The sequence below is a fragment of the Bacillus sp. FSL R10-2201 genome (assembly GCF_038008665.1).
Taxonomy (GTDB): domain Bacteria; phylum Bacillota; class Bacilli; order Bacillales; family Bacillaceae_G; genus Bacillus_A; species Bacillus_A mycoides.
In genome coordinates, this window is record NZ_JBBOZP010000001.1 from 2,850,865 (window position 1) to 2,875,942 (window position 25,078).

Here is a 25,078-nt window from a genome sequence, read left to right on the forward strand (position 1 = left end):
TAATAAATGAGGTGCTTTATATGAAACAAAGATCAACACTCTTTTTAAAGACAGCTATTATTCTGATTGGAATCCCTGTTCTTGCTTTGTGTATATTTTTAGTTCCTAACATAGGGAATTATGCAGCGGAATTGTATCCCGATATTGCATATATAAAATATCTTATTTTAATCAATCTGTATGCAACGGTGGTACCTTTTTATTTCGCTCTGTATCAAGCTTTTAAACTTGTAAGCTTCATTGATAAGGGTAACGCTTTCTCGAAATTATCTGTTAGAGCTTTAAAGAAGATAAAACAATGTGCAGTAACAATCAGTATTTTATATGTGGTAGGTATGCCACTCTTCTATCTTGTGGCGGAAAGAGATGATGCACCAGGTATTATTATACTTGGCATGCTCCTAATCTTTGCTTCAATGGTTATCGCAGTCTTTGCTGCCGTTCTCCAAAGACTTTTAAAAGATGCGATAGATATAAAATCAGAAAATGATTTAACGGTCTGAGGTGAATAACATGGCAATAATAATTAATATTGATGTAATGCTAGCGAAAAGAAAAATGAGCGTAACTGAACTTTCAGAGAAGGTTGGAATTACAATGGCTAACCTTTCTATATTAAAAAATGGAAAAGCAAAAGCAATTAGAATTACAACTTTAGATGCTATTTGTAAAGCATTAGAATGCCAACCTGGGGATATTTTAGAATATCAACCTGAAGATACCGAATAAAAAAGAGTCCTTCTTGTATGAAGGACTCTTTTTATTGCTCATTACGGCGCAAAATTTATTTGACCAGTAAACAATAAGATAATCGCGATAATCCAAAATATAAAAAATGATGAGGACAGTACTAATGAAATAATAGCAATCCCCTTCTTCTCTGTTTTTTTCGTCATTGTGATTATTGAAAGTATAATACCTACCCCTGTCAGAGTAATCGTTACATAATCTCCAACTATATTTCCCGCATTCGCTATTCTCGTCGGAGTTATAAAAACGAATAAAAAACACATAATTCCGATGAGTAAAGATATATAGCTTATTATGCTGTACTTCTTTTTGGAAACTATTTCTGTTTTCATAATTACCCACCCCTTCTATATAGCTATGAGTTCATATTAGCATGAATAACCATAATTTGGTTAAAATAATAAAAAACAGATAAAGCGGACACTTCCACTTTATCTGTTTTTTATTTAATATATAAACCTGCTATTTCTTCTTTATCATTATAAGTTACGATAAAGGTACGTTGTTCTTTACTATATTTCGCTACAAGAACAACTGTATATAAACCATCTTTTTCTTCAATCGACTTTTTTTCAATCTTTTCGAATGTACCAGTTTTTTCAATTACAGGCGTAAGATCTTTCATTTTCTCCTCTGATAATGCAGTTTTCATCTTGCTATCAAATTTTTCATGCACTTCTTTATACTTAGCTTCATTTTGTAACGACTAAATCCGCCCTATCCCTCGGCAATTCCGCTTCCAAATAATACTCCTCAGCTTTCCAATACCTACTTTGAAACTTTGGAAGGTTCTTCTGCGTTTCCTCACTCTCGCGAAGAAACCTTGTCTCTCTTGAACAATCCAAATACACCATATAATGAAAGAAATTTCTCCATTCTTTTCGCTGCAGAAAAACACCTTCAACAATTATTACACCTACTAAAGGAAGCTGTATTTCTTTCATTTCACATATGTCTGTTTCATCATGATAGAAAGGCAATTGTACTTGTATATCGCTTTGTAACTTCCAAAAAAAGTTTCGCTGCAACCACTCTATATCCCATTGAAGGTTGTAGTACTCATACCATTCTGCAAATCCAGTATTATATCGCTTGTTACGCTCGGTAATGTGATCGTCAATATGAAAAATATGAAACGGGATTCCACTTTGCTTCATATCTGCTTCCAACTCTTTAACCAAAGTTGTTTTACCCGAACGACTTAGTCCGTCTATACCTAGTATAAATCGCTCATCTTTATGTTCCTTAATAACTTTCATTATTTCATTTGTGCTCATTACTTTTTCCAATCTTCTTTTAATAATGAATAAACGACCGTGTCATGAGCAACATCATTTTGAATCATATATTTTCGAAGTAATCCTTCTTCTTGAAATCCGGCTTTTTTTAATAAATTACGGGAAGCTTCATTTTCTATATATACGACAGCTGCAATTCTTATAAAGTGCAACGTTTCAAATCCGTAAGCTAGCATTGCTTGCAGTGCTTCGGTTGCGTATCCTTGTCCCCAATATGTATCATCTAGCTCATAACCAATTTCAGCTCGTTTATGATGATTGTTAATTAAATGAAACCCACACGTACCAATTAATTGATCCGTGCCTTTCTTCTCTATTCCCCAGCGAAATACACTTCCCTCTTCATTACGCTTTCTAAACGTTTGAATAGTCGTTTTCGCTTGCTCAATATTTTCGAAAGAGTCCATTCCGAAATAACGAATAACGGATTCTTTTGAAAAATAATGGAACATCGCTTCTGCATCTAATAGTGTAAGTTCTCTTAATAGTAAACGTTCTGTCTCTAATTTTGGAAACCCCATCCTCTTTTTCTCCTTCTATTCTAATGAACTACAAATTTCAATATAATTACCGTCTGGATCGGCAATGTAAGCAATTGTTTGTCCCCACGGTTTTACGATTGGCTCAACTAGAACTTTAACCCCTTGTTCTTTTAATTTCTCAATCGTTCCCTTTACATCTTCTACAACAAACCCTAACTCAAAATGAGAAGATTGTAGTACACCTTCTGTAAGAGGTAGTCCCGTTAACTCCTTAACATCCTCTCGTGTATTCATCGCTAAAATTGTTGCTCCTGTTTCAAATTCAATATATGTACCGTGCTCTGCTCTTATTGGTAATCTTAAAATTTCTTTATAAAACTGAAGACATTGCTCAAACTTTTCCACATATAAAATAATGTATTTCATTTTTAAGTTCATAATTATTCCCCCTTAACCTTCACCTCTAAAAATTCGACAAATGTTTTTAAAAACCTTGTACCTTATTGAGATGAGCACAAAAAAATGAGGCCGATTTCTCGGCCCCCCAGCTTATTGGCATAAAACAGGAGATTTGGTTTGGACATAACCAGTTCTTACATTCATTATATTTTATTTTTTCTGAATTTTAAATATAATAAATACCTATTTATGTTGAGAAAGTTTTTTTACTTGCATAAAATCATACCGCTTAAGAAATGCTACAAATGGAGGTGTATACATATGGAACCAATGCTTTGTCCAAGTTGTAAAACGAACCGAACTCGCTTTAATATTCTCGAGCAACAAGTAAAACCAGTAAAATTAAATCCACAAACTGGTCATGTAGAAGAAGAATACACGAATGAAACGATGAACGCTTTTCATATGGCTTATCAAGGACCTACTTACCGCGTCCAATGTGCTGTATGTGGGCTTGTTGAAAACCCAGAACAATTTATAAAACCTGCGCAAAATCAGTCTTTCTCTTAAACATTTCCCTACCCCCTATCAATTTTCTATAGGGGGTTTTTCCGTTTTACGTAAGCAAGGTGGACAATTGCTGTTTAATCAAAGGTTCCTAATTCATCTACATGTCTACTATTCATACACCTTCATATATTTTTCTTTTCCACACAAATATAGCGGCCCAATAGAATCAAAGAACAGCTAAGCCTTGCGACCCAAAGTAAGGAAAATTTGATGAAGCAACAACCTGCAACCTTACTAGACTACCATCACTTTGAATATTAAATACTGACACTGTGCCCTGATTTCCATTAAGGGTGTAAAAATGTCGTCCATCTTTACTCACTCCAACATCCATCGGAAGACCCGGTGCTGTCCCCGGCGGTGTACTAGTAATATGCCTTACTACTGACAGTACTCCATTGGGGGCGATTTGGTAGGTGGAGATGGTGCCACTTAAAGTGTTCGTAGTGTAAGCAAAACGTTCATCCTTCGTTGTTATAACCCAACAGGCAGTTTTATATCCGTTTTGTACAGAGCCGCTGATTACATGAAGAGTACCATCATTGCTCAATGAATAAGATGACAACGCATTTGAAACTGCTTCTGTAACTAAGAGAATTCCGGACGATAGAAAGTAAGCACTCAATGGGCCTTTACCGTAAGAATCATTAACAATTGGTCCTGTGACCGTACCATCTTTATTTACATGGAAGACACTGAGATGGTTTGATGTAAGCTCGGAGACAACAATTTTACTACCATCCGGGGTGAAGAGAACTTGTGCGGGCTGAGCATTAAAGGTACTGAGAGCATGAGTGGATCGTGGAATAGGTGTAAGGTTTCCCTTATCATCTATGTGAAATCCAGTAATATTTGATGCAAAATTGTTTGCAGCATTACCTACATTGGAGACATAGAGAAGATTATCATACACACCAATGCTATTGGGCTGAGCACCTCCTGATGGCTTTACATCCACGAAAGTCGGCACCCCGTTATCTGCTATGATAAAACTACTGATACTATGACTGCCTGCGTTAACTGCAAATAGGAAACGACCATCACGGGAAAAAGTCAGAGAACCTTGTGATGCTAGAGGATCTATACCATCGTTTGCCGTTTCTGTAGAAACTTCCTTTATACCAGTACCTCTTCCGTAAGTTCGGTAAGAACCCACAAAGGTGAGCATTCCATTCGTATCCATATGAAAAGCAACAATGTGATTCATTACTTCATTATTAGTCATCATGTATACCATACTCGCACGAGCACGAAAATAATTGTTCATTCTCTGCATTTTATGACTCTCCTCCCTTCATAATTTTATATGGTTCTTTTTCCAATTAAATTCCCATACAAATGGAAATTGATTTAGAAATATCTCTTGCTCATCTCGTAGTTTCTTTAAGTGAAAACCTTATTCACTTCCATATTATATTTTAAACTCCATACTCTTCTGGTAATATTTACATAAGAGAGGTGAAATAAATGATATTTAATAACAGATTAATGATTCCATCCGCATTACTACTATTAGTTTGCCACATGATCATACTTTACTTTTGGATCTTCGATTGGAAGAAGATCTCGACTCCTTACGGTCTAGCTATATGGATTATTTCTACTGTTTGCGGCTTTTTACTTTATTACCACTTTAAACATCAAAACTCTAATAAAATAGTATTAATCGGTAGTTCATTATTATTAATCGTTTCTTCTTCATTTATGATTTTTTTAGGTATTGTTACTGGGATTATCTTTGTAACTGTTAATTCTATGTCTTAAATATATAGTTTTTTATTGTGTAAAAAAGAACGAACAAAATAGAATTACATAAAAATTAAAGAAGATGATTCCGATAATCATATCATCTTCTTTAAAAATCCACTCTTTATTATAATATTTCGTTTTTCAATTTCTTAATTTTCCAAGAGATCCTTATAAAGAGATACATATACATACAACCCACAAACCCCAGCATAACTTTCGCCCAAATTGGCACTCTTGATTCTGTTGAACTTAAAAATGCATTATACATTGAGGGTAATATAGTTATTGAAATAAATGCAAAAAATTGTAGTAATTCCTTCATTTTTTGTACCTTCGTCTCTTTTTCTGAGTAAATGTCAGGTAACTCATTATCATCTTCTACCTCTTTACAAAAATAATTCCATTTTGCAAAACTCGTTACATGTTTCCACCCACACATTTCATATATATCAATATATTCTTTTTGTTTTTCTTTTGAATCTTTATAATCCAATCTGAAATCCGCTTTATATACTACATCTTTCGGCTTAGTTTTCTTAAATGTATACATTATATTATATTTTTGTAATGCCCAGCCTTGTTGGTGCATATTCCGTAAAAAAGCTTCTTCTTTTTCTACGCTCCATACCGCGAAAGGTTTGAATATCTTCTTTGTCTCCATCTTCCATTCACTCCCCTAATATACTGTTTCCATTTCTTACAGATCTCTGTAACCTGTTATACTCTAGCTCTAACACTTCTCTCCCAAACGGTGTTAACTCATAGCACTTCTTTCTGTCTGTAGAGGCAACTTCAACAATCAATTTCTCTTTTAATAACTTCGTAGTATTCCCATATAAAGTACCAGGACCGAGCTTTACTTCCCCATTTGTCATCTCTTCTACCATTTGCATAATTCCATAACCATGCATTGGCTTTACAAGTGACAACAATATGTAATATGTCGCCTCAGTTAATGGAATGTATTTTTGCGCTTTCGCATTCATTATAACTACCTCCGATACATCGCTTCATGATATATCGACTCACGATACATCGTATAACGATATTGTATAATCATATTCCAAAATATGCAAGTGTAATATTAAAATTAAATATCCATTTCTTTGAATTAAAAAATCATATCAATTTTCTGAATAATTTGTTAAAATATAGAAATATCCGCTTTTATTTTGAAAGGAATGATACATATGATAAATAAATTGAAAGAAAACATAGGATCTGTTTTTGTCGGTAAGGAAAATGTAATTGATTTACTCCTCGTTTCACTGCTTGCTGATGGACATGTACTGCTTGAAGACGTACCTGGTACTGGAAAAACATTACTAGCAAAAACAATTTCTAAAAGCATTGGTGGTAATTTTTCTCGCGTTCAATTTACCCCTGATGTACTTCCGAGTGATGTAACAGGTATTGAATATTTCAATCCAAAAACTAGTGAATTCGAATTAAGACTTGGACCAGTTATGACAAATATACTACTCGCAGATGAAATTAACCGCGCGATGCCGAGAACACAATCTAGTTTGTTAGAAGCGATGGAAGAACGACAAGTAACGCTTGAAAAGCAGTCTACTCCTCTTCCGAAACCGTTCTTTGTTATTGCGACGCAAAACCCGATTGAATCACAAGGAACTTTCCCTCTTCCAGATGCACAACTTGATCGCTTTTTAATGACGATTTCAATTGGTTATCCGTCTCCTGAAGATGAATTAAAAATGATGCGCCGTTTTCGTAACAATGCACCGTTAGAAAGCGTCACATCTGTCATTTCTTTAGAAGACATTTTAGAAGCACAGAAACAAGTGAAAGAAATTTTCGTATCAGAACCGTTAGAACATTACATTATTAAGCTTGCTCACGCTACAAGAAATCATGATTACATTGCTAACGGTGTAAGCCCGCGTGCTACATTAGCTTTAGTACGTGCCGTTCAAGCACTAGCCTTTTTACGCGGCAGAGAATATTGCACACCTGAAGATATACAATTTTTAGTTCCTTCTGTTTGGAATCACCGTATCGTCTTATCAATGGAAGGTGCCTTACGCACGACAAAAAATGAAATCACGCAAAGGATTTTAAAAGAAGTTGACGTACCTGTGGAGATTGAACAAGCATGAATGGACAGCGCGTTGTAACTGTACCTTTATTTTTTCAACTCCATATTATTCAATTAACTGTGCCAGGCGCTATACTATTTACGTTTTTTCTGCCGCAACGAATTATTATGTTTCTCTTTTTCTTCTACTATTTATTTGCGATTTTCATTTATAAATATGTCGCTTACATAGAGAAAAGATTTCAAGTTATAAATGAAAAACAAACAACTCGGCTTTTCCCTGATGAATCTGGACAGTTTTTTATTCATTTAAAAAATGGTGCAAATATACCACTCGTTAACGGCGTTTGTTATTTTCATTTAAATTCATCTCTTATACCGCATAAGGATCAAGGGATTGAACAAATATCGAAAACGTTATTTTCTTTCCCATTTTCACAACCTGCTCATTCAGCACAAAAATGGGATTTAACATTAACCGCAACGAAGCGTGGTGTGTTTCAAATTGAACAGTTCGAATGTGTTTTAAAAGATCCTTTTCATCTTTTAACTGTACATTTACCTGTTTTCGATAAGTTAAAGACTGAAATTATTGTGTACCCTTCTCCTAAAGAGGTAGCCGGTTTACAAGAACTTCAGCAACTATTAACAGGTTCGTATCGAACGAATTTCTCTTTTTACAATGATGAAACATCCATTATCGGTGTTAAACGATATGAACGTGAATCTTTCCGCTCTATTCATTGGAAAGCATCTGCTAAAATGCAGGCGTTACAAGCGAAGCAATATGAACCTGTAAAAAATTATAGTTGGACGATTTGTCTTTCTTTAGCTGCTGATCGTGGGTTTGGTTGGAAAGAAAATGTAGAAGACCTTATTTCATTTACAACGTACATTTGTCAATTCGCAACGAAGCATCAAATTCCGTTTGAGTTATTTATTAGCGTTTTAGCAGAAGGTGGCCCTTTGCTTTTACCATTAAACGAAGGACAAACACATTACGCCAAAGCGTTAGAAGAATTAGCACGTATTTCAGATGATAGTACGCTACTTCCGAAACAAGGATTTCTTCACTATGTAACGAGAAAAAGGGAACGCTCATCTACAATGATATACATTGGTTTGCAGAAAAAGGAGCTCCCTCTTCTATCTCAACCTACGTTCCTCATTAATAATGAAGGGATGGTGGAAAAGCTTGAAAACTTGGCTCTATCACGTTAATGACTTTATTCTGCTCCTCCTTCTTTCATTATTAACGGAAAGAGATGAGCTCATTGGTATTGCTATATTTTTAGTGACCGGTTATGTAGGAGTATTTCTTATTCATAAATTTATGAAGAAAAAAACGACAGGTTTTGTACTACTGTTAGTTATTCAAATAATCGGTTGTTCTTTATTTCTACCTTTCTCTATTTTAGGCACAATATTATTACCACTGTTTTTCTTTATCGTACACTCTGTTGGACCGGGATATCCAGTACAAAAATCGTTAGGCGGTATTGTATGGTTTGTCGTTTCAGCTATATTTTATGCCCCCTTTCCGCCATTGTGGAAATTGTTACTATTAACTTTACACATTATGATTACATTTTGGTTAACAGGTTCCAATCGTAATCAACAGCTATTACGTTTCACTTCTATTATTACGATTGGAATAATTAGCGCTTTACTTATTCCGGTATTTCCTTATATTCGGCTTCTTTTTTCTTATATCATACAAGTAGTTGCCTTAGGATTTGGTTATGCTTTAAATCCATTGTTCTCGGCAGCTGCATTAAAAGATACAGACGACTTTTGGTCGAATAAAGGAAATTTAAAAGATCCTCAAATTAAAGAAGAATTGGGGCAGCGTCCTTTTGATCCAACTCTCATAAATAGCATTACAATAATAGCCTGTACAGCCATCGCTATTTACGTCGTTTGGAAAATAGTAAAAAAACGAAAACATTTAAGTTTACCAAATATGCCTGTCTTTGAATCTACAATCATTACTGATAAAGAAGGCATTAGCCAAAAACGCTTCAAACGAAATAAACCACCACATAACGAAATTCGAAAAGAAATTTTCAAACTCGAGAGTAAGCTATCTCCTCCTTTAAACCGAGAACGAGGAGAAACTGTTGAAGCTTGGCTAGAGAGAATTAATGATGAAGAAGAGGTAAATATTCAGAGTCATATTATTATAGACGCGTATAATGCAGTGCGTTATTCAAATGGTGAAAACACTGTACTTCTGCATGAATTTAAGGAAGAGGTTTATAAGCTTTATGCGTATCAGAAGAGTTTGAAGAAGAGAAAATGATGTATACAAAAAGACTCCTATTAAACTAGGAGTCTTTTTGTGTAAAAGTCCACGTTGCTTTTCACAAATTATGCTTTTTTTCCTGCTTCAATTTCTAAAGATTCTTCATGCCACCAAAGTGTTTCTTCAGGATCCTCTTTAGCAATTTGATGTGCTTCTTTTTTCGATTCGACAGTAGGGTAAGAACCTTTTAGTGCACGTCCTGATGTTGTGACAAACAGTACACTAAACACAATTAATCCAATTACACTTACACCAGTTAAATAAAATGCTGGTGCCAGTGGGTTACCAGTAGCATGAACTAAGTATGAACATACAAGCGGCGTTGTACCACCGAATATAGATACAGAAATATTAAAGGAGATAGAAAGCGCACGATAACGTACATCGGTGAAAAAGAGTGCTGGTAATAACGAAGGCAATGTTCCTTCATATACACTAAGGAAGAAACCTAAAATGAAAATACCCGCAAACATGGCTACAATATGTCCGTTACCAATTAATAAAAATGCTGGAATTGAACATAATGCTAAACCAAGTAAGCCAATTTGTACTACGCGTTTATTACCTACTTTATCACTTAATTTACCGAAATAAAGTGCCAGTGGAATCATAAGTGCCATCGTAATTGAAATAATTAATAAGCCCGTTGTTTCTTTGACTTTTAGTACTTGTGTTAAATAAGAAGGAATATACGAAAGGATCATATAGTTTGTAATGTTAAAGAAGGCAACAATTACTGTGCTTAATAAGAAGTCTTTTTTGTGATATTTTAATATATCCATAAATGAAAATTGTTCGTTGTCTTCAGATTCCTCTTGTGCTTTTTCCATCTCTTGAAAGATTGGAGATTCATCTAAATGACGTCGTAAATATAAACCGACCAAACCAATTGGTGCAGCAATTAAGAAAGGAATACGCCATCCCCAGCTGAGCATTTGCTCATCTGTTAATAATAACGTTAAAATGGTAACAATTACCGAGGCAGCAATGTAACCTGAGAGTGTTCCAATTTCAAGACCACTACCGAGTATACCACGCTTTTTATCTGGAGAAGATTCTGCGATATAAACCATTGCACCTGAATATTCGCCGCCTGTAGAGAAGCCTTGAATCATTCGAGCAATTAAAAGTAGTATTGGTGCCCATACACCAATTTGTTCATAGGTTGGTAGTAATGCGATGAATAATGTAGAAAGTGCCATTAAAATAATAGTTGTACTTAAAACAATCTTTCGGCCATACTTATCTCCTATTCTACCAAAGAAAATACCTCCGATTGGTCGAACGAGAAAGGCCGCTGCAAATGTACCAAATGTAAGTACAAGTTGCAAACCACTATTATCCACACCTGAGAAGAATAATTGACTTAATATTACCGCTAAATACGCGTATAATCCAAAGTCAAACCACTCCATTGCATTCCCAATGCCAGTAGCAACAACTGCTTTCCTCGCTTGTTTAGGATTGACAATATTAACGTCTTGAGGTTCAAAATTTAAATCATTATTTTGTTGCATATAGTAAAACAGCTCCTTATTTAATTTAACTTCTTTAAGCACACCTTCTCTTACTAGAATAAATTCAATACGAAGCACTTAAGGAAAAGCAACGTCTCCTTATCTGTTATTATTGTTTCACATAATTAATTATTTGTCCAATGAGATGATCCCTAGGTTAAGTAATTTAGTATTTTAAAAAGCTGAAGAAGGCGCTATACGAGTACCTTTTTCAGCTTTTTATTTTAATATGTAAATTTATTTTTTTCACCCCTATTTTCTTCCTATTTGAATTAAAAATAAGGTGCTTTTTCATAAAGCTTTTTAAACACTTGCTATAGCTGATAAGCTATGAATACAGGAGATAAACTCATAAATAAATGCATCAATCTCTTCTTTTGTAATTATATATGGAGGAAGTAAACGGATGATGTTCCCTTGTGTAACGTCAACTAACATCCCTTTCTCCATTAGCTCTACCTGTAATTTCTTTACATTTGTATTCGTATCATTCAAACTAATTCCAAACATCATTCCAGCATGACGTACTTCCTGAATATAATAAGAATTTTCATTCTGAATTTCTCGCAATTTATCATTTAGATATAGTGACATTTCATAAGCTTCTTGCATTAAACCATCGTCAATCAATGTATTTAAAACCGTTAACCCTAAAGCTGTTCCCATTGAAGAATGAGCAAACGTTGTACCATGATCTCCTGGTGAAAATACATCACATAGCTTTTCACCTACAATGATTCCCCCTAGCGGTATCCCGCCTCCTGCTCCTTTACCAATTTGAATAATATCCGGTGTAATATTGAAATTTTGATAAGCAAATAGTTTACCAGTTCTCCCCATACCACTTTGAACTTCATCAACGATAAGAATGACATTATATTTATCACATAAGTTTTGAACACCATGTAAATATTCACCCGATAAAGGGTATATCCCCCCGCTACCTAATACAGGCTCTAGCATAATCGCAATTGGATTTTCTTTAACAATTGTTTCTTCTAATTGCTCTATATTCTCGCGCTCTACTTCATATACAGGAATCGATGTTTTAGGGAAATTTTGATATACACTTTCTTGTCTCGTAAAATGAAGTGCCCCTAACGTACGCCCGTGGAAGCTATTCTTCAGCACTACGATTCCTTCACGTTCCTCATGCGTATTCGCTCTATATTTATCAATTAATTTCAACGTTGTTTCTGTCGCTTCCGTACCAGAGTTTGTAAAAAAGACTTTTCCATTTTTTAAAGAGCAATCAACTAATTTCTTTGCATACTCAATCGCAACTGGGTTTAAAAAATGAAACGGAAGATGCAGAGATTTCGTAACTTGTTCCATTGTCGTTTGCACGATTTTCGGGTGATTATACCCTAATACGTTCACTCCGACACCAGAAAATAAATCTACATACTCTTTACCATCCACATCATAAAGCTTGCACCCTTCTCCTCTTTCTATTGCAACCTTCGTACGACAATACGTAGGCATCATATATTCTTTATCTAATTGAAACCAATCCGACATTTTAAATTCCTCCTAGTTATTTTCCCTGTTTATTTATGTTCATTCTCTATAAAGTCATGTATAAATTCATTTTTAAGATTGTAATTTTAATAGTAATTTTCTTCCCGATATTCATTTTTCCATAATTTCTTCTATTTCAACAGGTCCACTGCATGTGCGTTTTTTTCATCTAGCGGTATGTTAACAATTTGAACTTTGTATGTAATACATAATCAAGGCTAAAGAATCATATTTAGTAACAATCGACGAAAAAAATTTGGAGGCTAAATCGATGAATGAAAAATATGATAAACAGAGGCAATCTTTATTAGGAGAAGACTTTAACCAAAATCGAGAACTTAATGAACCAGCTAAACTTCACTCTCAAACAGTTGGTTCACGTGGACCTGTTTTAAAGCAAGATAGTGTACTGCACGAGGCGTTACAAGAATTCATTCATGAAAAAATTTTAGAAAGACCTGTTCATGTAAAAGGATTTGGTGCATTTGGTTATTTCCAAACGATATATCCGATGTCTGAGCATACAAAACTAATATTTTTACAAAATTCTAATGAGAAAGTTCCTGTTATGGTTCGCTTTTCTTTAGCTGTCGGTATAAAAGGAACACCTGATACATCTAGAAATGTAAGTGGCTTTGCTACAAAATTTTATACAGAAGAAGGCATTTTTGACCTTATATGTAATCACATTCCTGTCTTTTCTATTCGTGATCCGATGCGTTTCCCAGAATTTATTAAAGCATTCTTACCTTCACCTAAAAATAATTTAATTGATCCTGATAGGTCTTGGGGCTTTGTAGCAAGAGCGCCTGAATCGATTCATTTTATTGTACGTTTATACTCTGATGCTGGTACGATAAAAAGTCTTCGCCACATTCCAGGACATAGTGTAAATACATATGTTTGGAGAAATGCTCAAGGTATTAGAAAGTACGTTAAATACCATTGGTACCCATTTGAAGGTGTACAATACATTAGTCGCGAAGAAGCAAATAGACTAGCCGCTGAAAATCCTGATTACGCTGGTAAAGATTTATACGATGCGATTGCGGGTGGCAAACCGGTGGAATATGGCCTATATGTTCAGCTTATGGACCCTAAGGATGAAGCAAATCTTTCTTATGATCCTTTAGACGATACAAAAGTATGGGATGAAAAAGAGTATCCCCTAATACCAGTAGGCAAAATGGTATTAAATAAAAATCCTGATAATTATATGGAACAAGTAGAAAAAGTCGCCTTCTCCCCTTCTAATTTACTAGACGGCACAGAATTATCTGATGATAAAATACTGCAAGGCCGTGCTAACATTTATAGTGATTCTCAAAGAAGAAGAATTGGGGCTGAATTTCGTAAATTACAGGTTAACCAGCAGCAAGATTGGACACCAGCTAACCAAATAACAAGCGGTGACGGAAGGTACATTGAAGGTAAACTCGAAAGGACTTCTATAACTAAACAAGATGACTTTAAGCAGGCTGGTGAATTTTATGTGAAGTTACAACCGATAGAAAAAGAACATCTTGCCGAAAACTTAGCTAGTGATTTGAAAGTTATATCTGAGGATATAAGAAAGGTAGTTTTAGGGTATTTTTATAAAGTGTCAGCTGATTTGGTGAATAGGATTGAGAGTGCGATGCAAAGGCTTTAAAAATATAAAAAACGTCATTTTTAATGATGAAAATGACGTTTTTTTATGGCGAACTTACTAGTGATTTCTATCGACCACTGTACATTTATTAACGAAATCTTTCCCCTTCAAGATTTTCGTTATCTCATTTCATATTATGGTACTCATTTCTCTTTTTCAGATAATCTTTTTCACATTGTAACGGTTTGTATTCCACGATTTTCCCTTGCTTCTTTTTCGTTTCGGTAACAATCCATTCCCCTTTTTCAAGGTTTAAGCGTTTCATTACATTAGTATCGTCAATTTCTTTATAAAGTAAAAATGCTTCTTGCGCCTTCACAAACAACCTAGGCTCTCCTCTATATCCACCACTATCATAAATTTTAGTTAGTGAATTATAATAAGAATCATCAACCCGCCCACCATACATCAAATGTGCAGCCTCTAGATCTCTTTTGCTGACTTCCATAAAACTATTTTCATCAATATTTAAATCAAACGTAGATATGATGTCATTCATAATGTTTTTCACATACTTTTCATCACGCATTTTACTTTCTTCCAGACAATCTGAAGATAACCTTGGTGCATTTGACTGAGAATGTACCACATGCTGTATAGATACGCACAAAATAAATACACTTAAAACATACAATAGTTTTTTCATATTTAAGTATCACCTCAAATGATTTAGATACTATATTATTTGTTTTTGAGGTGATTCTATTCTTATGCTGTAAATAATAAATCCCCTATAAAATTGATTTTTATAGGGGGGTTATATTTAACATTTCATCGGCGAAGCAAGTACCTTACTACTTTTCACATCATATAATCCTATAGGCGTTACTCGTATAAAAGGCAAGTGCGTCGCAGAAAAGAATAAAATCGTAAATGCCGGATCGTCATACGCGTAGCCACGCTCTTGTAGCAATTTCACCATCTGTTTTTCTTCCTGTATTAATTCACTCATTTTTAAATTAGACATAATCCCGAGCAATGGTAATGCAATTTCGTGTAACACTTCATTTCTTTCCGCTATTACCATTCCCCCGCCAAGCTCTTTTACTCTATGAAAAGCTGTAAGCATATCTTCTTTCCTTTTTCCAATAAGAATGATGTCACCTGTACCAGAATAAGAGCTAGCAAGACCTCCTAATCCATTCGCAAAACCTTTCACAACTGTATTCACTCGCCAAGTGCCATCACGAGCAATCATCATAAGGAAACATTCATCATGCTCAATAGAAAGTTCTTCACCGTTTAAGTCGATTTCAGTTACATATGGTTTTGAAATAACATCATTTAATAATTTTATACCTGTTGTTTCAGAAAAAATCATATCTTCTTTCTTTAAAGACCAGTCTAATGATAATGGAGTTACTTTGAATTTACTCCAGTCTATATGTAATGATGCATTTTTGTTTATTCCGTCACGCTTCATCCATTTCCCCTTTGCAATTACACTTATTGGAATCGGATTTTCTTTACTTTCCAAAATATTAATATTTGCAATTCTTCCTGTCGCGATCGCGCCGTGTAAATGCTCCATATTATAATAACGAGCAATGTTATAGCTTGCCATATTATAGGCATCAATTACTGGTATTCCTTGCTTTATCGCGATTTCTATCATCCTATTCGTCATTCCGTTTTCATAAAATGACGGATGTGAACCATCTGTTGTGAACATGAATCTATCAAATTTCTTGACACCTAATTCCAGCAATTCTTTCAGTAAAACTTCTAAATCTGGACGGATAGAAGAGTTTCTAAGAGTAACGGTGTAACCTTGCATAAGGCGTGTTAATGCTTCCTGTCCTGTCATCGCTTCATGATCGCAATCAGCACCTAGTAACTTTAACTTCGCTAACGTTGATTCAGACGCACCGGGAAAATGACCTTCTACTTTTTTCTGTAACCGCTTTGTTTCCTGCACCCAATTTAACATTTCATCATCGCCATGTAATAGTTTCGGCCATGCTGTTAACTCGCCGCCCTGAAGAACATCTTCATGCTTCAGCCATTCCATTATTTCTTCACTATTAAATAAAGATTCCCCATTCTGTAGTTCAGTCTGTCCATCGAAACGACACCACCAATACATACTTGCTGGAATCTTTTTAAATTCATCTAATAAACGAAACGCTACTTCCCGTTGTAATGTGAAAAACAAAGTTAAATTATCATTAATGAAAGTTGTTGTACCAAATTGCATCGCATGATTTGCTAAAGTTTCAGGATTATATAATTGATATGGATGTGCATGCGGTTCTATGTAACTAGGAACTACATACTTTCCATCACAATCAATGACTTCACATTCGTGTAGTTGCTCTGGTAGTTTTTCTCCTACATATATAATGCGGTCATCATAGATCCAAATATTTGCTTGCACCCACTCGCGCATATAGGAATTTAAATATGTTGCATTCTTGAATAAAATGTGCGGGCTTCTTGTGCCATCTATTACTTCAACATGTTCTCGTAATTGTGTGTTACTCCATCTAAACTGATTTTGTCCCAATGTATTTCACTCCACATCAATTTACTTTTATTTATTAAAACAAAAATAATTAACTAACTAAAGTATTATCCATTCCTAACTCCCCTGTATATCCCCTATACTCTTTATTATATGGAATGATTACAAAAATAACAATTTTCTAAATTTATAATATATCTCTTTGATCCAAAATAAAAAAGATGTCATGCAACTGACATCTTTTTTATACTAGACTATAAGAGTGAATTACACTTGTATCCGTATTTATGTTCTACATATACTTGATTGCTGCCATACCATGAATGCTAATACTGTCCTTATTTGCAAAATTAAAAAGCATCTCTTTTATTTACAACTAAAGCCGGATTCCATTCGCTTTCTTTTCATCTATTTCTTAAATTCAACTTGCATCATTTTATTAAACTGTGTTAAAATATCAATCGCACCTAAAGAGTTAATACTGACAGCCAATGTATGTTTGCCTCCAATTACTCCGCCAACAAAAGTTGTAAATCCAGGAATCGACCCTCCATGACCCCAAATTGAAACACCGTTTGAAAGTTTCGTCTCATAGATCCCAAGACCATATCCATCACCAAGACCTTTTCCTTCTATAGGAACTGTAGTAAGCATTTCTTTTAGCTCGCGTTCTTTCAGTAACTTACCACCGAGTAAAGATGCAAAGAACGTATTTAAATCGTCCGCATTTGAAATCATATCTCCAGCTGCATTAGCTAAACTCGGATTATAATACGTCATGTCTTTCAATTCACTTGTTTCGTCTATTTTCATATACCCACGAGCATGATCCTTTCCTGGAATAACGGGTGAATTCCCTGGTAAAAACGTATTTGACAGATCCAAAGGTTCAATAATTCGTTTTTCAATTTCTTCTGCATAACTATTGCCACTTATTTTTTCAATAAGCATTCCCAATATTACGTATCCTGTGTTTGAATACGCCCATCCTTTACCTGGCGAAAAATCTGGGGGTAGAGAAAGTCCTATTTTCACTATTTCTTCTGCTGTATACGTTTTTCTCGAATTCATTATGTCAGCGTCTTTTGACTTTAAATATTCAGCTATACCACTCGTATGATTCAAAAGTTGACGTATCGTAATTTGATTGCCATCATACCCATTTCCTTGAATGAGACCCGGTAGCCACTTTTCAATTGGATCGTCAAGTTGCACGCGATTTTCTCCTACTAATTGAAGAACAGTCGTAGCGGTAAAAGTCTTCGTCACACTCCCAATCCGAAAACGATAATCCGATTTCATTGTTTTCTTTGTATTTAAATCCGCGACGCCAGCAGTATAACTACTAATCTTTCCATTGTTAGACGTCTTCGCTAATATTCCTGGGGTTCCAAGCTGTACTGTTTCCTGCATTACTTGTTTCCAACCATTCCGATTCTTTTGATCATGTGATTGTGACGGACTAGATAAATTTTGAACAGACTCTGCTTTCACAGTAAAACCTGGTGTGAATAGAGTAGTACCCGCTAATAAAACTGCCAAACTTGCTAACTTAATTGAATTACATTTTTTCATAAGACTCCCTCTCCTCTATTAATATAGGATTAATTCAAGTTATACTTTAATCCTATATGATAAAACTCTCTTTTTTCTTATCCATTCCTTACGAAATACTTACGTTCAAATTTTGATACGATAAACTGAGAAAGAGCTATGCATGAAAATAAAAAGGGCATATAAAATAAGGACAGCCACTTAACTGCCCTTATTTTCATTTCACCTCGTCTTTATTATTTTTAAGATGATTCATTAATTGTGTTCGTTTCAAAGGTACATATATGTTTGTTCCAATAACATATCTTTTTCCCAATCGAATTATCTTATAAATTTAAGGAGTTCATATTAAGATTAACAATAAAAAAGAACGTGTTTTCAATTTATCAGAACACGTTCTCTTACATACTTAAAACCCTATATCAACTTTTTATTTCATTCACTTTTACCATCCTGCACTAGCGTTCATGCCATTTCCAATAATAGTAAGAAATAGTGGCCACAATACTGGTCCTAACGTAAGAAGTAAATTTAGAAGTATAAGTAATCTATATACCCCGGGGAAATTTTGATCTTTACGATTTACAAATACTAAAATAACTAATAATATTATGGTCGTTAAAAATAAAAGTAGAGTTAGCAACCAATACCAAACCATTAAACTGAGACTCCATGGTGTTAATAGCTCGTGTATTATACCAAATATGATTCCTAATACTCCAAAACTAAAGGTAGTAACTGTTGATTTTATAAGCACTATATTTAATGTTTTTTCGTATGTATTTTTACAATATAAATCTATTAAAGTGTATAAAGATAAATATGCCATTAATACACCTATCCAAGACAATAACCAGTCTCCGCCTCCTCTAAATAACATGAACAGCAACCAACACATCCCTACTGCAGAAAAAGCAAAGGAAATAAGTATGCTTTTCAATACCGGTTTCATTATATTTTCACACCCTTAAAAATAAATTATAAGTTTTTACTAAACTCATGTAATTTTTTATTAACATGCTACCCATTAATCGTTTAGCTCTAACGTATCCTTTTTTCATTCTATATTAATAAAACAAAGATATACTCATGAACAATTAAAGAAGCAATACTCTACAAAGAGTTCCATATAGCTTGTATATTCTTTTTCCATTGGTAGAGATATTAAAAAATTAAGTATACATTAACATGCAATTAAATATAAGTAAATAAAAAAGATGACCTCAGCATACGCCAAAGTCATCTTCTATAACCATATTATTTTACTAGTTCACCGCTATAAACCTTTATATCAAGCGGAGCAGTTAAAAACTGTGATGCTTTACTAACGAAAGATGTGAAGTGTTCACTCGTATTATGACTCGCAACTGCTACTTCATCTTTCCATACTTCTACCATCGTATAAACACTTTCTTTTTCAGTATCTTTATATAAATCGTAAGATACATTTCCACTTTCTTCTCTTGAACCATGAAGTAGTGGCTGAATTTCTTCTAAAAATGATTGTTGTTTTGCTGGATCTACTTGAAATATTGCGTGAATAATAATCATGGTGTTTCCCCTCTCATATCTCACTTATTTCTGTTTTTTTATAAAATTACTTCCACTCAGCAACTTTTTCAATTGGAAGACGTACTGATGGATAACCACTGTCAGCAGCTTTTCCGATTGAAATTAACATAACTGGTACGTGACGCTCTTTGTCTAATCCGAAAGCTTCTGCGATTTGGTCTTTTTCAAATCCACCAATTGGGCAAGTATCATAGCCGTGAGCACGTGCTGCTAACATAAATTGCATCGCTACAAGACCACCGTCAATTAGTACAGTATCTTTCATTACTTCTGGTGTAACCATTGAGAAGTAACCTGAAAGTTTTTTCATTTGATCTTCTTTTACTTCAGCTGGCATAAGTCCGCGCTCTACTGCTGTACCGTAAATTTCTTCTGCGTTATCAAAGTTGTTTAAGTCACCAAATACAGCAATCATCGCTGAAGATGTTTCTACTTGAGATTGATTGAATTTTGCAAGTGGAGCCAGTGTTGCTTTTGCTTCGTCACTTTCAATAACAAGGAATCTCCATGGTTGCATGTTTACTGAAGATGGTGCAAGTGTTGCTTCTGTAAGAATTTCTGTCATTTCTTCTTTGCTAATTTTTACTGAAGGATCGTACTTACGAATTGAACGACGTCCTGTTAAAATTTCGTTAAAATCATTTGTTTTTACTGAGTTAGTCATAGTTGTATTCTCCCTTTTTTAAAGTTCTTTTATATTTTCTTGAATGCGGTCTAACATCGTTAAAAGATTGTCGCGTTCTTCTTCACTTAATCCTTTAAATGCTGAAGTAGCGAAACGCTCTTTTTCCTCTTGATACACTTGAATTTTATTTCGCCCCTCTTCTGTAAGAGAAACTAACGTAATTCTGTTATCATCTGGATTTTTACGTCTTGTAATCATTCCGTTTGCTTCCAGCTGTTTTAAATGCCTCGTAATCGCGGCATTATCAATATTCACTTCTTGCTGAAGTGCTTTTTGACTAATTTCATCTACTTCATATAACTGAAGTATAAGCTCTAGTCTAGATTGACTCATACCCGTACACCCTTCAAACTTCGAACTTACTTCTTTATTTAGAAAGTGTAATTTATATAAAATTATTGCTTCTTTTGAGCATGAACTTGTCAAATTACCCCTCCTTTACATGCAAAACAAAAATATTTGATGTATCAATAGTTGATATGTCAATTAATATAATCTATATCGATTTATAATGCAAGCATTTTGTTTTCACTATTTATTTTTTTGAAATTCGTCTATTAATATTTTTCCAAAATAAGACGTTTTATGACGTTACAAAAAATGTAAATTACATTATAATAGTAATAATTCAAATGACTGGAGAGTGATTGTAATGCGGCAATACACAAATAGAAATGAGGAAATGAACATGGAAAATGAAATGAGGATATTTATATATGACAACAATAAATATAGGGATTGTCGCGCACGTAGACGCTGGCAAGACGAGTTTGACTGAGCGTATTCTTTATGAAACGAATGTGATTAAAGAAGTTGGCCGAGTAGATAGTGGTAATACTCAAACTGACTCAATGGAATTAGAAAGACAACGCGGAATTACGATTAAAGCATCGGTCGTTTCTTTCTTTATTGACAGTTTAAAAGTAAATGTCATTGATACACCTGGACACGCTGATTTTATCGCTGAAGTGGAGCGATCATTCCGCGTTTTAGACGGTGCGATTTTAGTTATCTCTGCCGTTGAAGGTGTGCAAGCACAAACAAAGATTTTAATGCGGACATTACAGAAATTAAACATACCTACTATATTATTTGTTAATAAAATAGACCGTAGTGGCGCAAATACTGAAAAAGTTGTGAAACAAATAAAAGAGCTTCTTTCAAATGAAGCATCCCCCTTCTACTCTGTAGAAAACGAAGGTACAAAGGACGCTCGGATTATTGAATATAAATCCTATGACGATTGTATTGAACGATTAGCACCATTTAACGAATCATTGCTTGAGTCATATGTAAATAACGAAATAATACCGGATGCACTATTAAGAAAAGAACTCGAAAAGCAAATACAGCAAGCAAATGTGTTTCCTATCTTTTTTGGTTCAGCAATGACAGGTATAGGAGTAACTGAATTACTTAAAAATATTTCAGCCTTAATTCCAGCTACTAAATCGGCACAAGATGAAACATTATCCGGTGTTGTTTTTAAAATTGAACGTGAATCTTCTGGCGAAAAGATTGCTTACGTAAGACTATTTTCTGGTTGTTTACACGTTAGAAAATATGTTGATATACAGCGTGGAGAGTCTCTACCACATAAGGAAAAGATTAAAAAAATGTGCATGTTTCATAATGGAGATGCCGTTCAATCTTCTACTGTTCAAAGCGGAGAGTTTTGCAAAGTGTGGGGACTTACGAATATTAAAATTGGTGATATTATCGGTAAGCGGACGGATTATATAAAGGATATTCACTTTGCCGAACCACAAATGGAAGCTGCTATTGAAGCAGTGCCTAAAGAACGAATTCATGATTTATACGCTGCACTTATGGAGCTATGCGAAGAAGATCCTCTCATTAAGGTTTGGAAAGACAATGTTCATAATGAACTATACATTCGCCTTTTCGGTGAAGTGCAAAAAGAAGTTATTGAAACAACACTTTATGAAAAATACCGTCTACAAGTTACCTTTTCAAACACGCGAGTTGTATGTATTGAAAAACCAATTGACTTAGGGAATAGCGTTGAAGTAATGGGTGAAAAAGAAAATCCTTTTTACGCAACAATTGGGTTCAAAGTTGAACGTGGCGCGCTTAACTCTGGCATAACGTATAACTTAGGTGTTGAACTTGGATCACTGCCTTTAGCATTTCATAAAGCGATTGAAGATACAGTATTTCAAACGTTAAAACAAGGTTTATTTGGATGGGAAGTTACGGACATTATCGTCACATTAACACATACCGGCTATGCCAGTCCTGTTACAACAGCGAGTGACTTTAGAAATTTAACACCGCTCGTATTAATGGATGCTTTAAAACAAGCCAAAACATGTGTATATGAGCCATTAAACGAATTTGAATTAACTGTACCAGAGCACGCAATTAGTACCACAATGTATAAGCTCGCTGCCATACCAGCAACTTTTGTAGAGCCTATATTAAATAATGATTCTTACCAGTTAACAGGATCATTACCTGTTGCAAAAACAGAGGATTTTAAACGAATGCTCCATTCATTTACTGAAGGAGAAGGTATCTTCACAACGAAGCCATCTGGTTACAATAAACTGAAGGCTCCCTTCCCTACTCGAAAACGTGTTGACTTTAATCCGCTAAATCGGAAGGATTATTTGCTTCGTGTTTTGAAGGCTTATTAAATAAAAAAGAGGTGCCATTCGCACCTCTTTTTGCATGTATTGATAGGTTAGTTTTTCCTAACAACTTCTTTAAGTTTTTCTATTATTTTTGCTATCGCTTCGATCGAATTCTCGGTTTCAAATTCTCCAACATTTACAGAATGGTTAGCGTTTTTGACAACTTCAATCTGTAAATTCGTTTTATGTAACTGATTTATTTGATTTGCATTATATTGATGATCTTTATCTCCAATTACTAAAAGCCCTTCGTGATGACTATGTAAGATCGAATCAAAAATAGAATCAAAAGTTAGTAATGGTGTAAGCAACATCATTTTTGACCGTAAAAATTCTTCTCTCTTCATTAAATCATTCGCAATTGGAATCGTTCCAAGTGATTTCCCTAAAAACATAGTATAGTTGTACTGCTCATTTTGTGTTACTTCATTCATTATTGGATTAATATCATCCATCATTATTTTCGTTATTTCTTCCATTGGTTTTTCCATTAATTGTCCATCGTAGGAATAATGAATATGTACTACATCTATTTTATTTTCAAGCATAAGCATCGTTGCATAATAGAATAATGGTTTATCATAATTGTAACCGGAACCTGAAAACATAAAACAAACCGTATTAGAACCTTTTTCGATATGTGTGTAACGAATGACTTTGTCGTCTATATGTATTTCCTTTTTAGTCCCCTTCACCGTTTCCCCCTCCAAACACGTTTACTTTTGTAAAACGATATGTTCTGTATGAACTGATACATCCTTTACTTTATCTTTTATAAACGCTGGCTGTAAGTTATATGCATGTAACTCTTCTACCGGCACCCACTTAAATAAATATTTTCTACCTTCTTCTTCAAGAATATATTGATCCGCCCCATTTGCAGGTAATTCATGCAATTCTACTTCATAATAAAAACTAATCTCATGAAACTTTCGCTCAGAAAGTGTAAAGAAGTTTTCTACTGACCATATTAATCTCTTCACTTCAATAGGTACGCCTAGTTCTTCTGCAAGCTCTCGTTTTAATGCATCTTCACTATTTTCTAGCATTTTCACTCTTCCGCCTGGTACGTACCAATACTCTTCACCTTCATCTTGAAGGATAAGTATTTTACTACCTTGTTTACAAATTGCTCCGACTCGGTAATTAAAACATGTTTCCTCTACTTTAAACGTAAGATCCACAACAAACCCCTCCAATGTATCATTACAAAACTATTATGTATGTGCTGTACAAATAAGATTACTAAATTTTTCTATTTCATTCAATTATTTTTTAACTTTCCAAAAACAATACGCATCATTTGTCATCACAAGTATAAATACATATGTCACAATCACTGCACACACTAGAGAAGCATTATGGGGGACGAATGGAAACATGGTCAATATATAAAACTGAAAAATCAAATAATTTCTAAGGAATCATTATAAAAGATAAAGTAAAACTTCAATAAATGGAGTTTTTATCTTTCCCCTATTGTTTTTAAATATTGTTAAGACATTATTAAAAAAGACGCAAGGTCAACTTATGTGCTAATTAATTCTTTTTCTAGAAAAAGCGTCTTTTATTGCACTTGTTAATACATTTAGGAATAATAAAATAGCCATAACTACCGTTAATACGTTAAATTGCTTTGTTTTATAAGGAGCGAACCATTCCGTAAAGAACTCTGAATTAACGAGACGCTCCCCAACTCCTCCTTCCTTGAAGTTCGGTATCCACGAATTCATATCAAGGATGATAAAAATTAGTTGCATAACGAAAAATGCTCCAAGAGTTTTCAGCCAATTTCGTATTCGAATAGGACGCCCTTTTTTTGATTTCATTTAAATGATCCTCCTT

28 protein-coding genes and 1 pseudogene are annotated in these 25,078 nt (G+C 34.3%); 9 read left to right on the forward strand and 20 right to left on the reverse strand.

The genetic code is table 11. The annotated features are described in order from the left end of the window. Window positions 1–20: 20 nt before the first annotated feature. Window positions 21–503 carry a DUF2975 domain-containing protein gene (locus NSQ69_RS14745; protein WP_002127922.1) on the forward strand — a complete coding sequence of 161 codons (483 nt, stop codon included), beginning with the start codon at window positions 21–23 and terminating at the stop codon, window positions 501–503. A gap of 10 nt (window positions 504–513) precedes the next feature. After that, entirely contained in the window at window positions 514–729 is a 216-nt protein-coding gene (locus NSQ69_RS14750) for a helix-turn-helix domain-containing protein (RefSeq protein WP_000974615.1), read from the forward strand. Window positions 730–770: 41 nt separating this feature from the next. Here the strand turns inward: NSQ69_RS14750 and NSQ69_RS14755 are convergent, their stop codons facing one another. From NSQ69_RS14755 to NSQ69_RS14775, 5 genes and pseudogenes are all read right to left on the reverse strand, one after another. Continuing rightward, the gene (locus NSQ69_RS14755) at window positions 771–1,082 is read right to left on the reverse strand and encodes a hypothetical protein (protein WP_002127923.1); all 312 of its coding nucleotides are present in this window, start codon (window positions 1,080–1,082) and stop codon (window positions 771–773) included. A 110-nt stretch (window positions 1,083–1,192) separates the two neighbouring features. Beyond that, a pseudogene (locus tag NSQ69_RS14760) lies at window positions 1,193–1,456 on the reverse strand (DUF3887 domain-containing protein); the annotation flags it as partial. Next, window positions 1,443–2,027, reverse strand: a complete 585-nt coding sequence (locus NSQ69_RS14765) for a kinase (RefSeq protein WP_078203515.1) — start codon at window positions 2,025–2,027, stop codon at window positions 1,443–1,445. The gene NSQ69_RS14765 and the pseudogene NSQ69_RS14760, both read right to left, overlap by 14 nt. Beyond that, entirely contained in the window at window positions 2,027–2,569 is a 543-nt protein-coding gene (locus NSQ69_RS14770; protein ID WP_003190206.1) for a GNAT family N-acetyltransferase, read from the reverse strand. Before NSQ69_RS14770 ends, NSQ69_RS14765 begins: the two co-directional genes overlap by 1 nt. A gap of 15 nt (window positions 2,570–2,584) precedes the next feature. After that, complete coding sequence (locus tag NSQ69_RS14775) at window positions 2,585–2,968, reverse strand: VOC family protein (protein WP_002013534.1); 384 nt, start codon at window positions 2,966–2,968, stop codon at window positions 2,585–2,587. 282 nt (window positions 2,969–3,250) lie between these two features. Between NSQ69_RS14775 and NSQ69_RS14780 the strand changes: the two genes are divergently transcribed. Continuing rightward, window positions 3,251–3,499 (forward strand): hypothetical protein, encoded by a 249-nt coding sequence (locus NSQ69_RS14780; RefSeq protein WP_002013535.1) that lies wholly within the window; start codon window positions 3,251–3,253, stop codon window positions 3,497–3,499. Window positions 3,500–3,665: 166 nt separating this feature from the next. Here the strand turns inward: NSQ69_RS14780 and NSQ69_RS14785 are convergent, their stop codons facing one another. Next, window positions 3,666–4,775, reverse strand: a complete 1,110-nt coding sequence (locus tag NSQ69_RS14785) for a lactonase family protein (RefSeq protein WP_341099436.1) — start codon at window positions 4,773–4,775, stop codon at window positions 3,666–3,668. Between the two features lie 191 nt (window positions 4,776–4,966). Between NSQ69_RS14785 and NSQ69_RS14790 the strand changes: the two genes are divergently transcribed. Continuing rightward, window positions 4,967–5,263, forward strand: a complete 297-nt coding sequence (locus tag NSQ69_RS14790) for a hypothetical protein (protein WP_002127933.1) — start codon at window positions 4,967–4,969, stop codon at window positions 5,261–5,263. A gap of 109 nt (window positions 5,264–5,372) precedes the next feature. On the opposite strand, the gene NSQ69_RS14795 is transcribed toward NSQ69_RS14790, so the two are convergent. Beyond that, window positions 5,373–5,909: a DUF2812 domain-containing protein gene (locus NSQ69_RS14795; RefSeq protein WP_016120425.1), complete on the reverse strand. Its 537-nt coding sequence runs from the start codon at window positions 5,907–5,909 to the stop codon at window positions 5,373–5,375. Between the two features lie 7 nt (window positions 5,910–5,916). Then, window positions 5,917–6,234, reverse strand: a complete 318-nt coding sequence (locus NSQ69_RS14800) for a PadR family transcriptional regulator (protein ID WP_000991891.1) — start codon at window positions 6,232–6,234, stop codon at window positions 5,917–5,919. Window positions 6,235–6,438: 204 nt separating this feature from the next. On the opposite strand from NSQ69_RS14800, the gene NSQ69_RS14805 reads away from it, so the two are divergent. Genes NSQ69_RS14805 through NSQ69_RS14815 form a run of 3 tightly spaced genes read left to right on the forward strand, consistent with a single transcriptional unit; the run spans window position 6,439 to window position 9,609 of the window. Further along, complete coding sequence (locus NSQ69_RS14805; RefSeq protein ID WP_002127937.1) at window positions 6,439–7,368, forward strand: AAA family ATPase; 930 nt, start codon at window positions 6,439–6,441, stop codon at window positions 7,366–7,368. Further along, on the forward strand, window positions 7,365–8,528 hold the full coding sequence (locus tag NSQ69_RS14810) for a DUF58 domain-containing protein (RefSeq protein WP_002168123.1): 1,164 nt from the start codon (window positions 7,365–7,367) through the stop codon (window positions 8,526–8,528). The genes NSQ69_RS14805 and NSQ69_RS14810 overlap by 4 nt, the downstream gene beginning before the upstream one ends. Continuing rightward, window positions 8,503–9,609, forward strand: a complete 1,107-nt coding sequence (locus tag NSQ69_RS14815) for a DUF4018 domain-containing protein (RefSeq protein WP_002127939.1) — start codon at window positions 8,503–8,505, stop codon at window positions 9,607–9,609. The genes NSQ69_RS14810 and NSQ69_RS14815 overlap by 26 nt, the downstream gene beginning before the upstream one ends. A gap of 68 nt (window positions 9,610–9,677) precedes the next feature. Here the strand turns inward: NSQ69_RS14815 and NSQ69_RS14820 are convergent, their stop codons facing one another. Next, complete coding sequence (locus tag NSQ69_RS14820; RefSeq protein WP_002185536.1) at window positions 9,678–11,129, reverse strand: MFS transporter; 1,452 nt, start codon at window positions 11,127–11,129, stop codon at window positions 9,678–9,680. Window positions 11,130–11,432: 303 nt separating this feature from the next. Continuing rightward, the gene (locus NSQ69_RS14825) at window positions 11,433–12,650 is read right to left on the reverse strand and encodes an aspartate aminotransferase family protein (RefSeq protein ID WP_002127942.1); all 1,218 of its coding nucleotides are present in this window, start codon (window positions 12,648–12,650) and stop codon (window positions 11,433–11,435) included. 271 nt (window positions 12,651–12,921) lie between these two features. On the opposite strand from NSQ69_RS14825, the gene NSQ69_RS14830 reads away from it, so the two are divergent. Continuing rightward, complete coding sequence (locus tag NSQ69_RS14830) at window positions 12,922–14,301, forward strand: catalase (RefSeq protein ID WP_078422433.1); 1,380 nt, start codon at window positions 12,922–12,924, stop codon at window positions 14,299–14,301. A gap of 124 nt (window positions 14,302–14,425) precedes the next feature. On the opposite strand, the gene NSQ69_RS14835 is transcribed toward NSQ69_RS14830, so the two are convergent. From NSQ69_RS14835 to NSQ69_RS14865, 7 genes are all read right to left on the reverse strand, one after another. After that, window positions 14,426–14,947: a hypothetical protein gene (locus NSQ69_RS14835; protein WP_078422434.1), complete on the reverse strand. Its 522-nt coding sequence runs from the start codon at window positions 14,945–14,947 to the stop codon at window positions 14,426–14,428. Window positions 14,948–15,064: 117 nt separating this feature from the next. Next, window positions 15,065–16,807, reverse strand: coding sequence for an adenine deaminase C-terminal domain-containing protein (locus NSQ69_RS14840; protein ID WP_341099437.1), 1,743 nt, complete (start codon window positions 16,805–16,807; stop codon window positions 15,065–15,067). A gap of 366 nt (window positions 16,808–17,173) precedes the next feature. After that, entirely contained in the window at window positions 17,174–18,340 is a 1,167-nt protein-coding gene (locus tag NSQ69_RS14845) for a serine hydrolase domain-containing protein (RefSeq protein ID WP_002127946.1), read from the reverse strand. Window positions 18,341–18,764: 424 nt separating this feature from the next. Continuing rightward, complete coding sequence (locus NSQ69_RS14850; RefSeq protein ID WP_002127948.1) at window positions 18,765–19,271, reverse strand: DUF3902 family protein; 507 nt, start codon at window positions 19,269–19,271, stop codon at window positions 18,765–18,767. A gap of 305 nt (window positions 19,272–19,576) precedes the next feature. Beyond that, on the reverse strand, window positions 19,577–19,870 hold the full coding sequence (locus NSQ69_RS14855) for a putative quinol monooxygenase (protein WP_002127949.1): 294 nt from the start codon (window positions 19,868–19,870) through the stop codon (window positions 19,577–19,579). 46 nt (window positions 19,871–19,916) lie between these two features. Then, on the reverse strand, window positions 19,917–20,555 hold the full coding sequence (locus tag NSQ69_RS14860; RefSeq protein WP_000185377.1) for a nitroreductase family protein: 639 nt from the start codon (window positions 20,553–20,555) through the stop codon (window positions 19,917–19,919). 18 nt (window positions 20,556–20,573) lie between these two features. Next, entirely contained in the window at window positions 20,574–21,002 is a 429-nt protein-coding gene (locus NSQ69_RS14865; RefSeq protein WP_000204168.1) for a MarR family winged helix-turn-helix transcriptional regulator, read from the reverse strand. Between the two features lie 290 nt (window positions 21,003–21,292). Here NSQ69_RS14865 and NSQ69_RS14870 point away from each other — a divergent pair, with 290 nt between their 5' ends. Continuing rightward, window positions 21,293–23,236: an elongation factor G gene (locus NSQ69_RS14870; protein WP_002127951.1), complete on the forward strand. Its 1,944-nt coding sequence runs from the start codon at window positions 21,293–21,295 to the stop codon at window positions 23,234–23,236. A gap of 47 nt (window positions 23,237–23,283) precedes the next feature. Here the strand turns inward: NSQ69_RS14870 and NSQ69_RS14875 are convergent, their stop codons facing one another. The 3 genes from NSQ69_RS14875 to NSQ69_RS14885 all read right to left on the reverse strand — a co-directional run bounded on the left by NSQ69_RS14875 (window position 23,284) and on the right by NSQ69_RS14885 (window position 25,062). After that, window positions 23,284–23,928 (reverse strand): hypothetical protein, encoded by a 645-nt coding sequence (locus NSQ69_RS14875; protein WP_002127952.1) that lies wholly within the window; start codon window positions 23,926–23,928, stop codon window positions 23,284–23,286. A 21-nt stretch (window positions 23,929–23,949) separates the two neighbouring features. After that, window positions 23,950–24,417, reverse strand: coding sequence for an NUDIX hydrolase (locus NSQ69_RS14880; RefSeq protein ID WP_000366256.1), 468 nt, complete (start codon window positions 24,415–24,417; stop codon window positions 23,950–23,952). Between the two features lie 351 nt (window positions 24,418–24,768). Further along, complete coding sequence (locus NSQ69_RS14885) at window positions 24,769–25,062, reverse strand: YfzA family protein (protein ID WP_033730735.1); 294 nt, start codon at window positions 25,060–25,062, stop codon at window positions 24,769–24,771. Window positions 25,063–25,078: the final 16 nt, after the last annotated feature.

Coding starts and splice junctions, on each gene's coding strand:
- NSQ69_RS14750 (WP_000974615.1), top strand. CDS start 514: ATGGCAATAATAATTAATATTGATGTAATGCTAGCGAAAAGAAAAATG.
- NSQ69_RS14765 (WP_078203515.1), bottom strand. CDS start 2,027: ATGAGCACAAATGAAATAATGAAAGTTATTAAGGAACATAAAGATGAG.
- NSQ69_RS14835 (WP_078422434.1), bottom strand. CDS start 14,947: ATGAAAAAACTATTGTATGTTTTAAGTGTATTTATTTTGTGCGTATCT.
- NSQ69_RS14850 (WP_002127948.1), bottom strand. CDS start 19,271: ATGAAACCGGTATTGAAAAGCATACTTATTTCCTTTGCTTTTTCTGCA.
- NSQ69_RS14775 (WP_002013534.1), bottom strand. CDS start 2,968: ATGAACTTAAAAATGAAATACATTATTTTATATGTGGAAAAGTTTGAG.
- NSQ69_RS14795 (WP_016120425.1), bottom strand. CDS start 5,909: ATGGAGACAAAGAAGATATTCAAACCTTTCGCGGTATGGAGCGTAGAA.
- NSQ69_RS14755 (WP_002127923.1), bottom strand. CDS start 1,082: ATGAAAACAGAAATAGTTTCCAAAAAGAAGTACAGCATAATAAGCTAT.
- NSQ69_RS14870 (WP_002127951.1), top strand. CDS start 21,293: ATGACAACAATAAATATAGGGATTGTCGCGCACGTAGACGCTGGCAAG.
- NSQ69_RS14820 (WP_002185536.1), bottom strand. CDS start 11,129: ATGCAACAAAATAATGATTTAAATTTTGAACCTCAAGACGTTAATATT.
- NSQ69_RS14885 (WP_033730735.1), bottom strand. CDS start 25,062: ATGAAATCAAAAAAAGGGCGTCCTATTCGAATACGAAATTGGCTGAAA.
- NSQ69_RS14860 (WP_000185377.1), bottom strand. CDS start 20,555: ATGACTAACTCAGTAAAAACAAATGATTTTAACGAAATTTTAACAGGA.
- NSQ69_RS14790 (WP_002127933.1), top strand. CDS start 4,967: ATGATATTTAATAACAGATTAATGATTCCATCCGCATTACTACTATTA.
- NSQ69_RS14800 (WP_000991891.1), bottom strand. CDS start 6,234: ATGAATGCGAAAGCGCAAAAATACATTCCATTAACTGAGGCGACATAT.
- NSQ69_RS14845 (WP_002127946.1), bottom strand. CDS start 18,340: ATGAAAAAATGTAATTCAATTAAGTTAGCAAGTTTGGCAGTTTTATTA.
- NSQ69_RS14785 (WP_341099436.1), bottom strand. CDS start 4,775: ATGCAGAGAATGAACAATTATTTTCGTGCTCGTGCGAGTATGGTATAC.
- NSQ69_RS14855 (WP_002127949.1), bottom strand. CDS start 19,870: ATGATTATTATTCACGCAATATTTCAAGTAGATCCAGCAAAACAACAA.
- NSQ69_RS14805 (WP_002127937.1), top strand. CDS start 6,439: ATGATAAATAAATTGAAAGAAAACATAGGATCTGTTTTTGTCGGTAAG.
- NSQ69_RS14745 (WP_002127922.1), top strand. CDS start 21: ATGAAACAAAGATCAACACTCTTTTTAAAGACAGCTATTATTCTGATT.
- NSQ69_RS14780 (WP_002013535.1), top strand. CDS start 3,251: ATGGAACCAATGCTTTGTCCAAGTTGTAAAACGAACCGAACTCGCTTT.
- NSQ69_RS14830 (WP_078422433.1), top strand. CDS start 12,922: ATGAATGAAAAATATGATAAACAGAGGCAATCTTTATTAGGAGAAGAC.
- NSQ69_RS14770 (WP_003190206.1), bottom strand. CDS start 2,569: ATGGGGTTTCCAAAATTAGAGACAGAACGTTTACTATTAAGAGAACTT.
- NSQ69_RS14810 (WP_002168123.1), top strand. CDS start 7,365: ATGAATGGACAGCGCGTTGTAACTGTACCTTTATTTTTTCAACTCCAT.
- NSQ69_RS14825 (WP_002127942.1), bottom strand. CDS start 12,650: ATGTCGGATTGGTTTCAATTAGATAAAGAATATATGATGCCTACGTAT.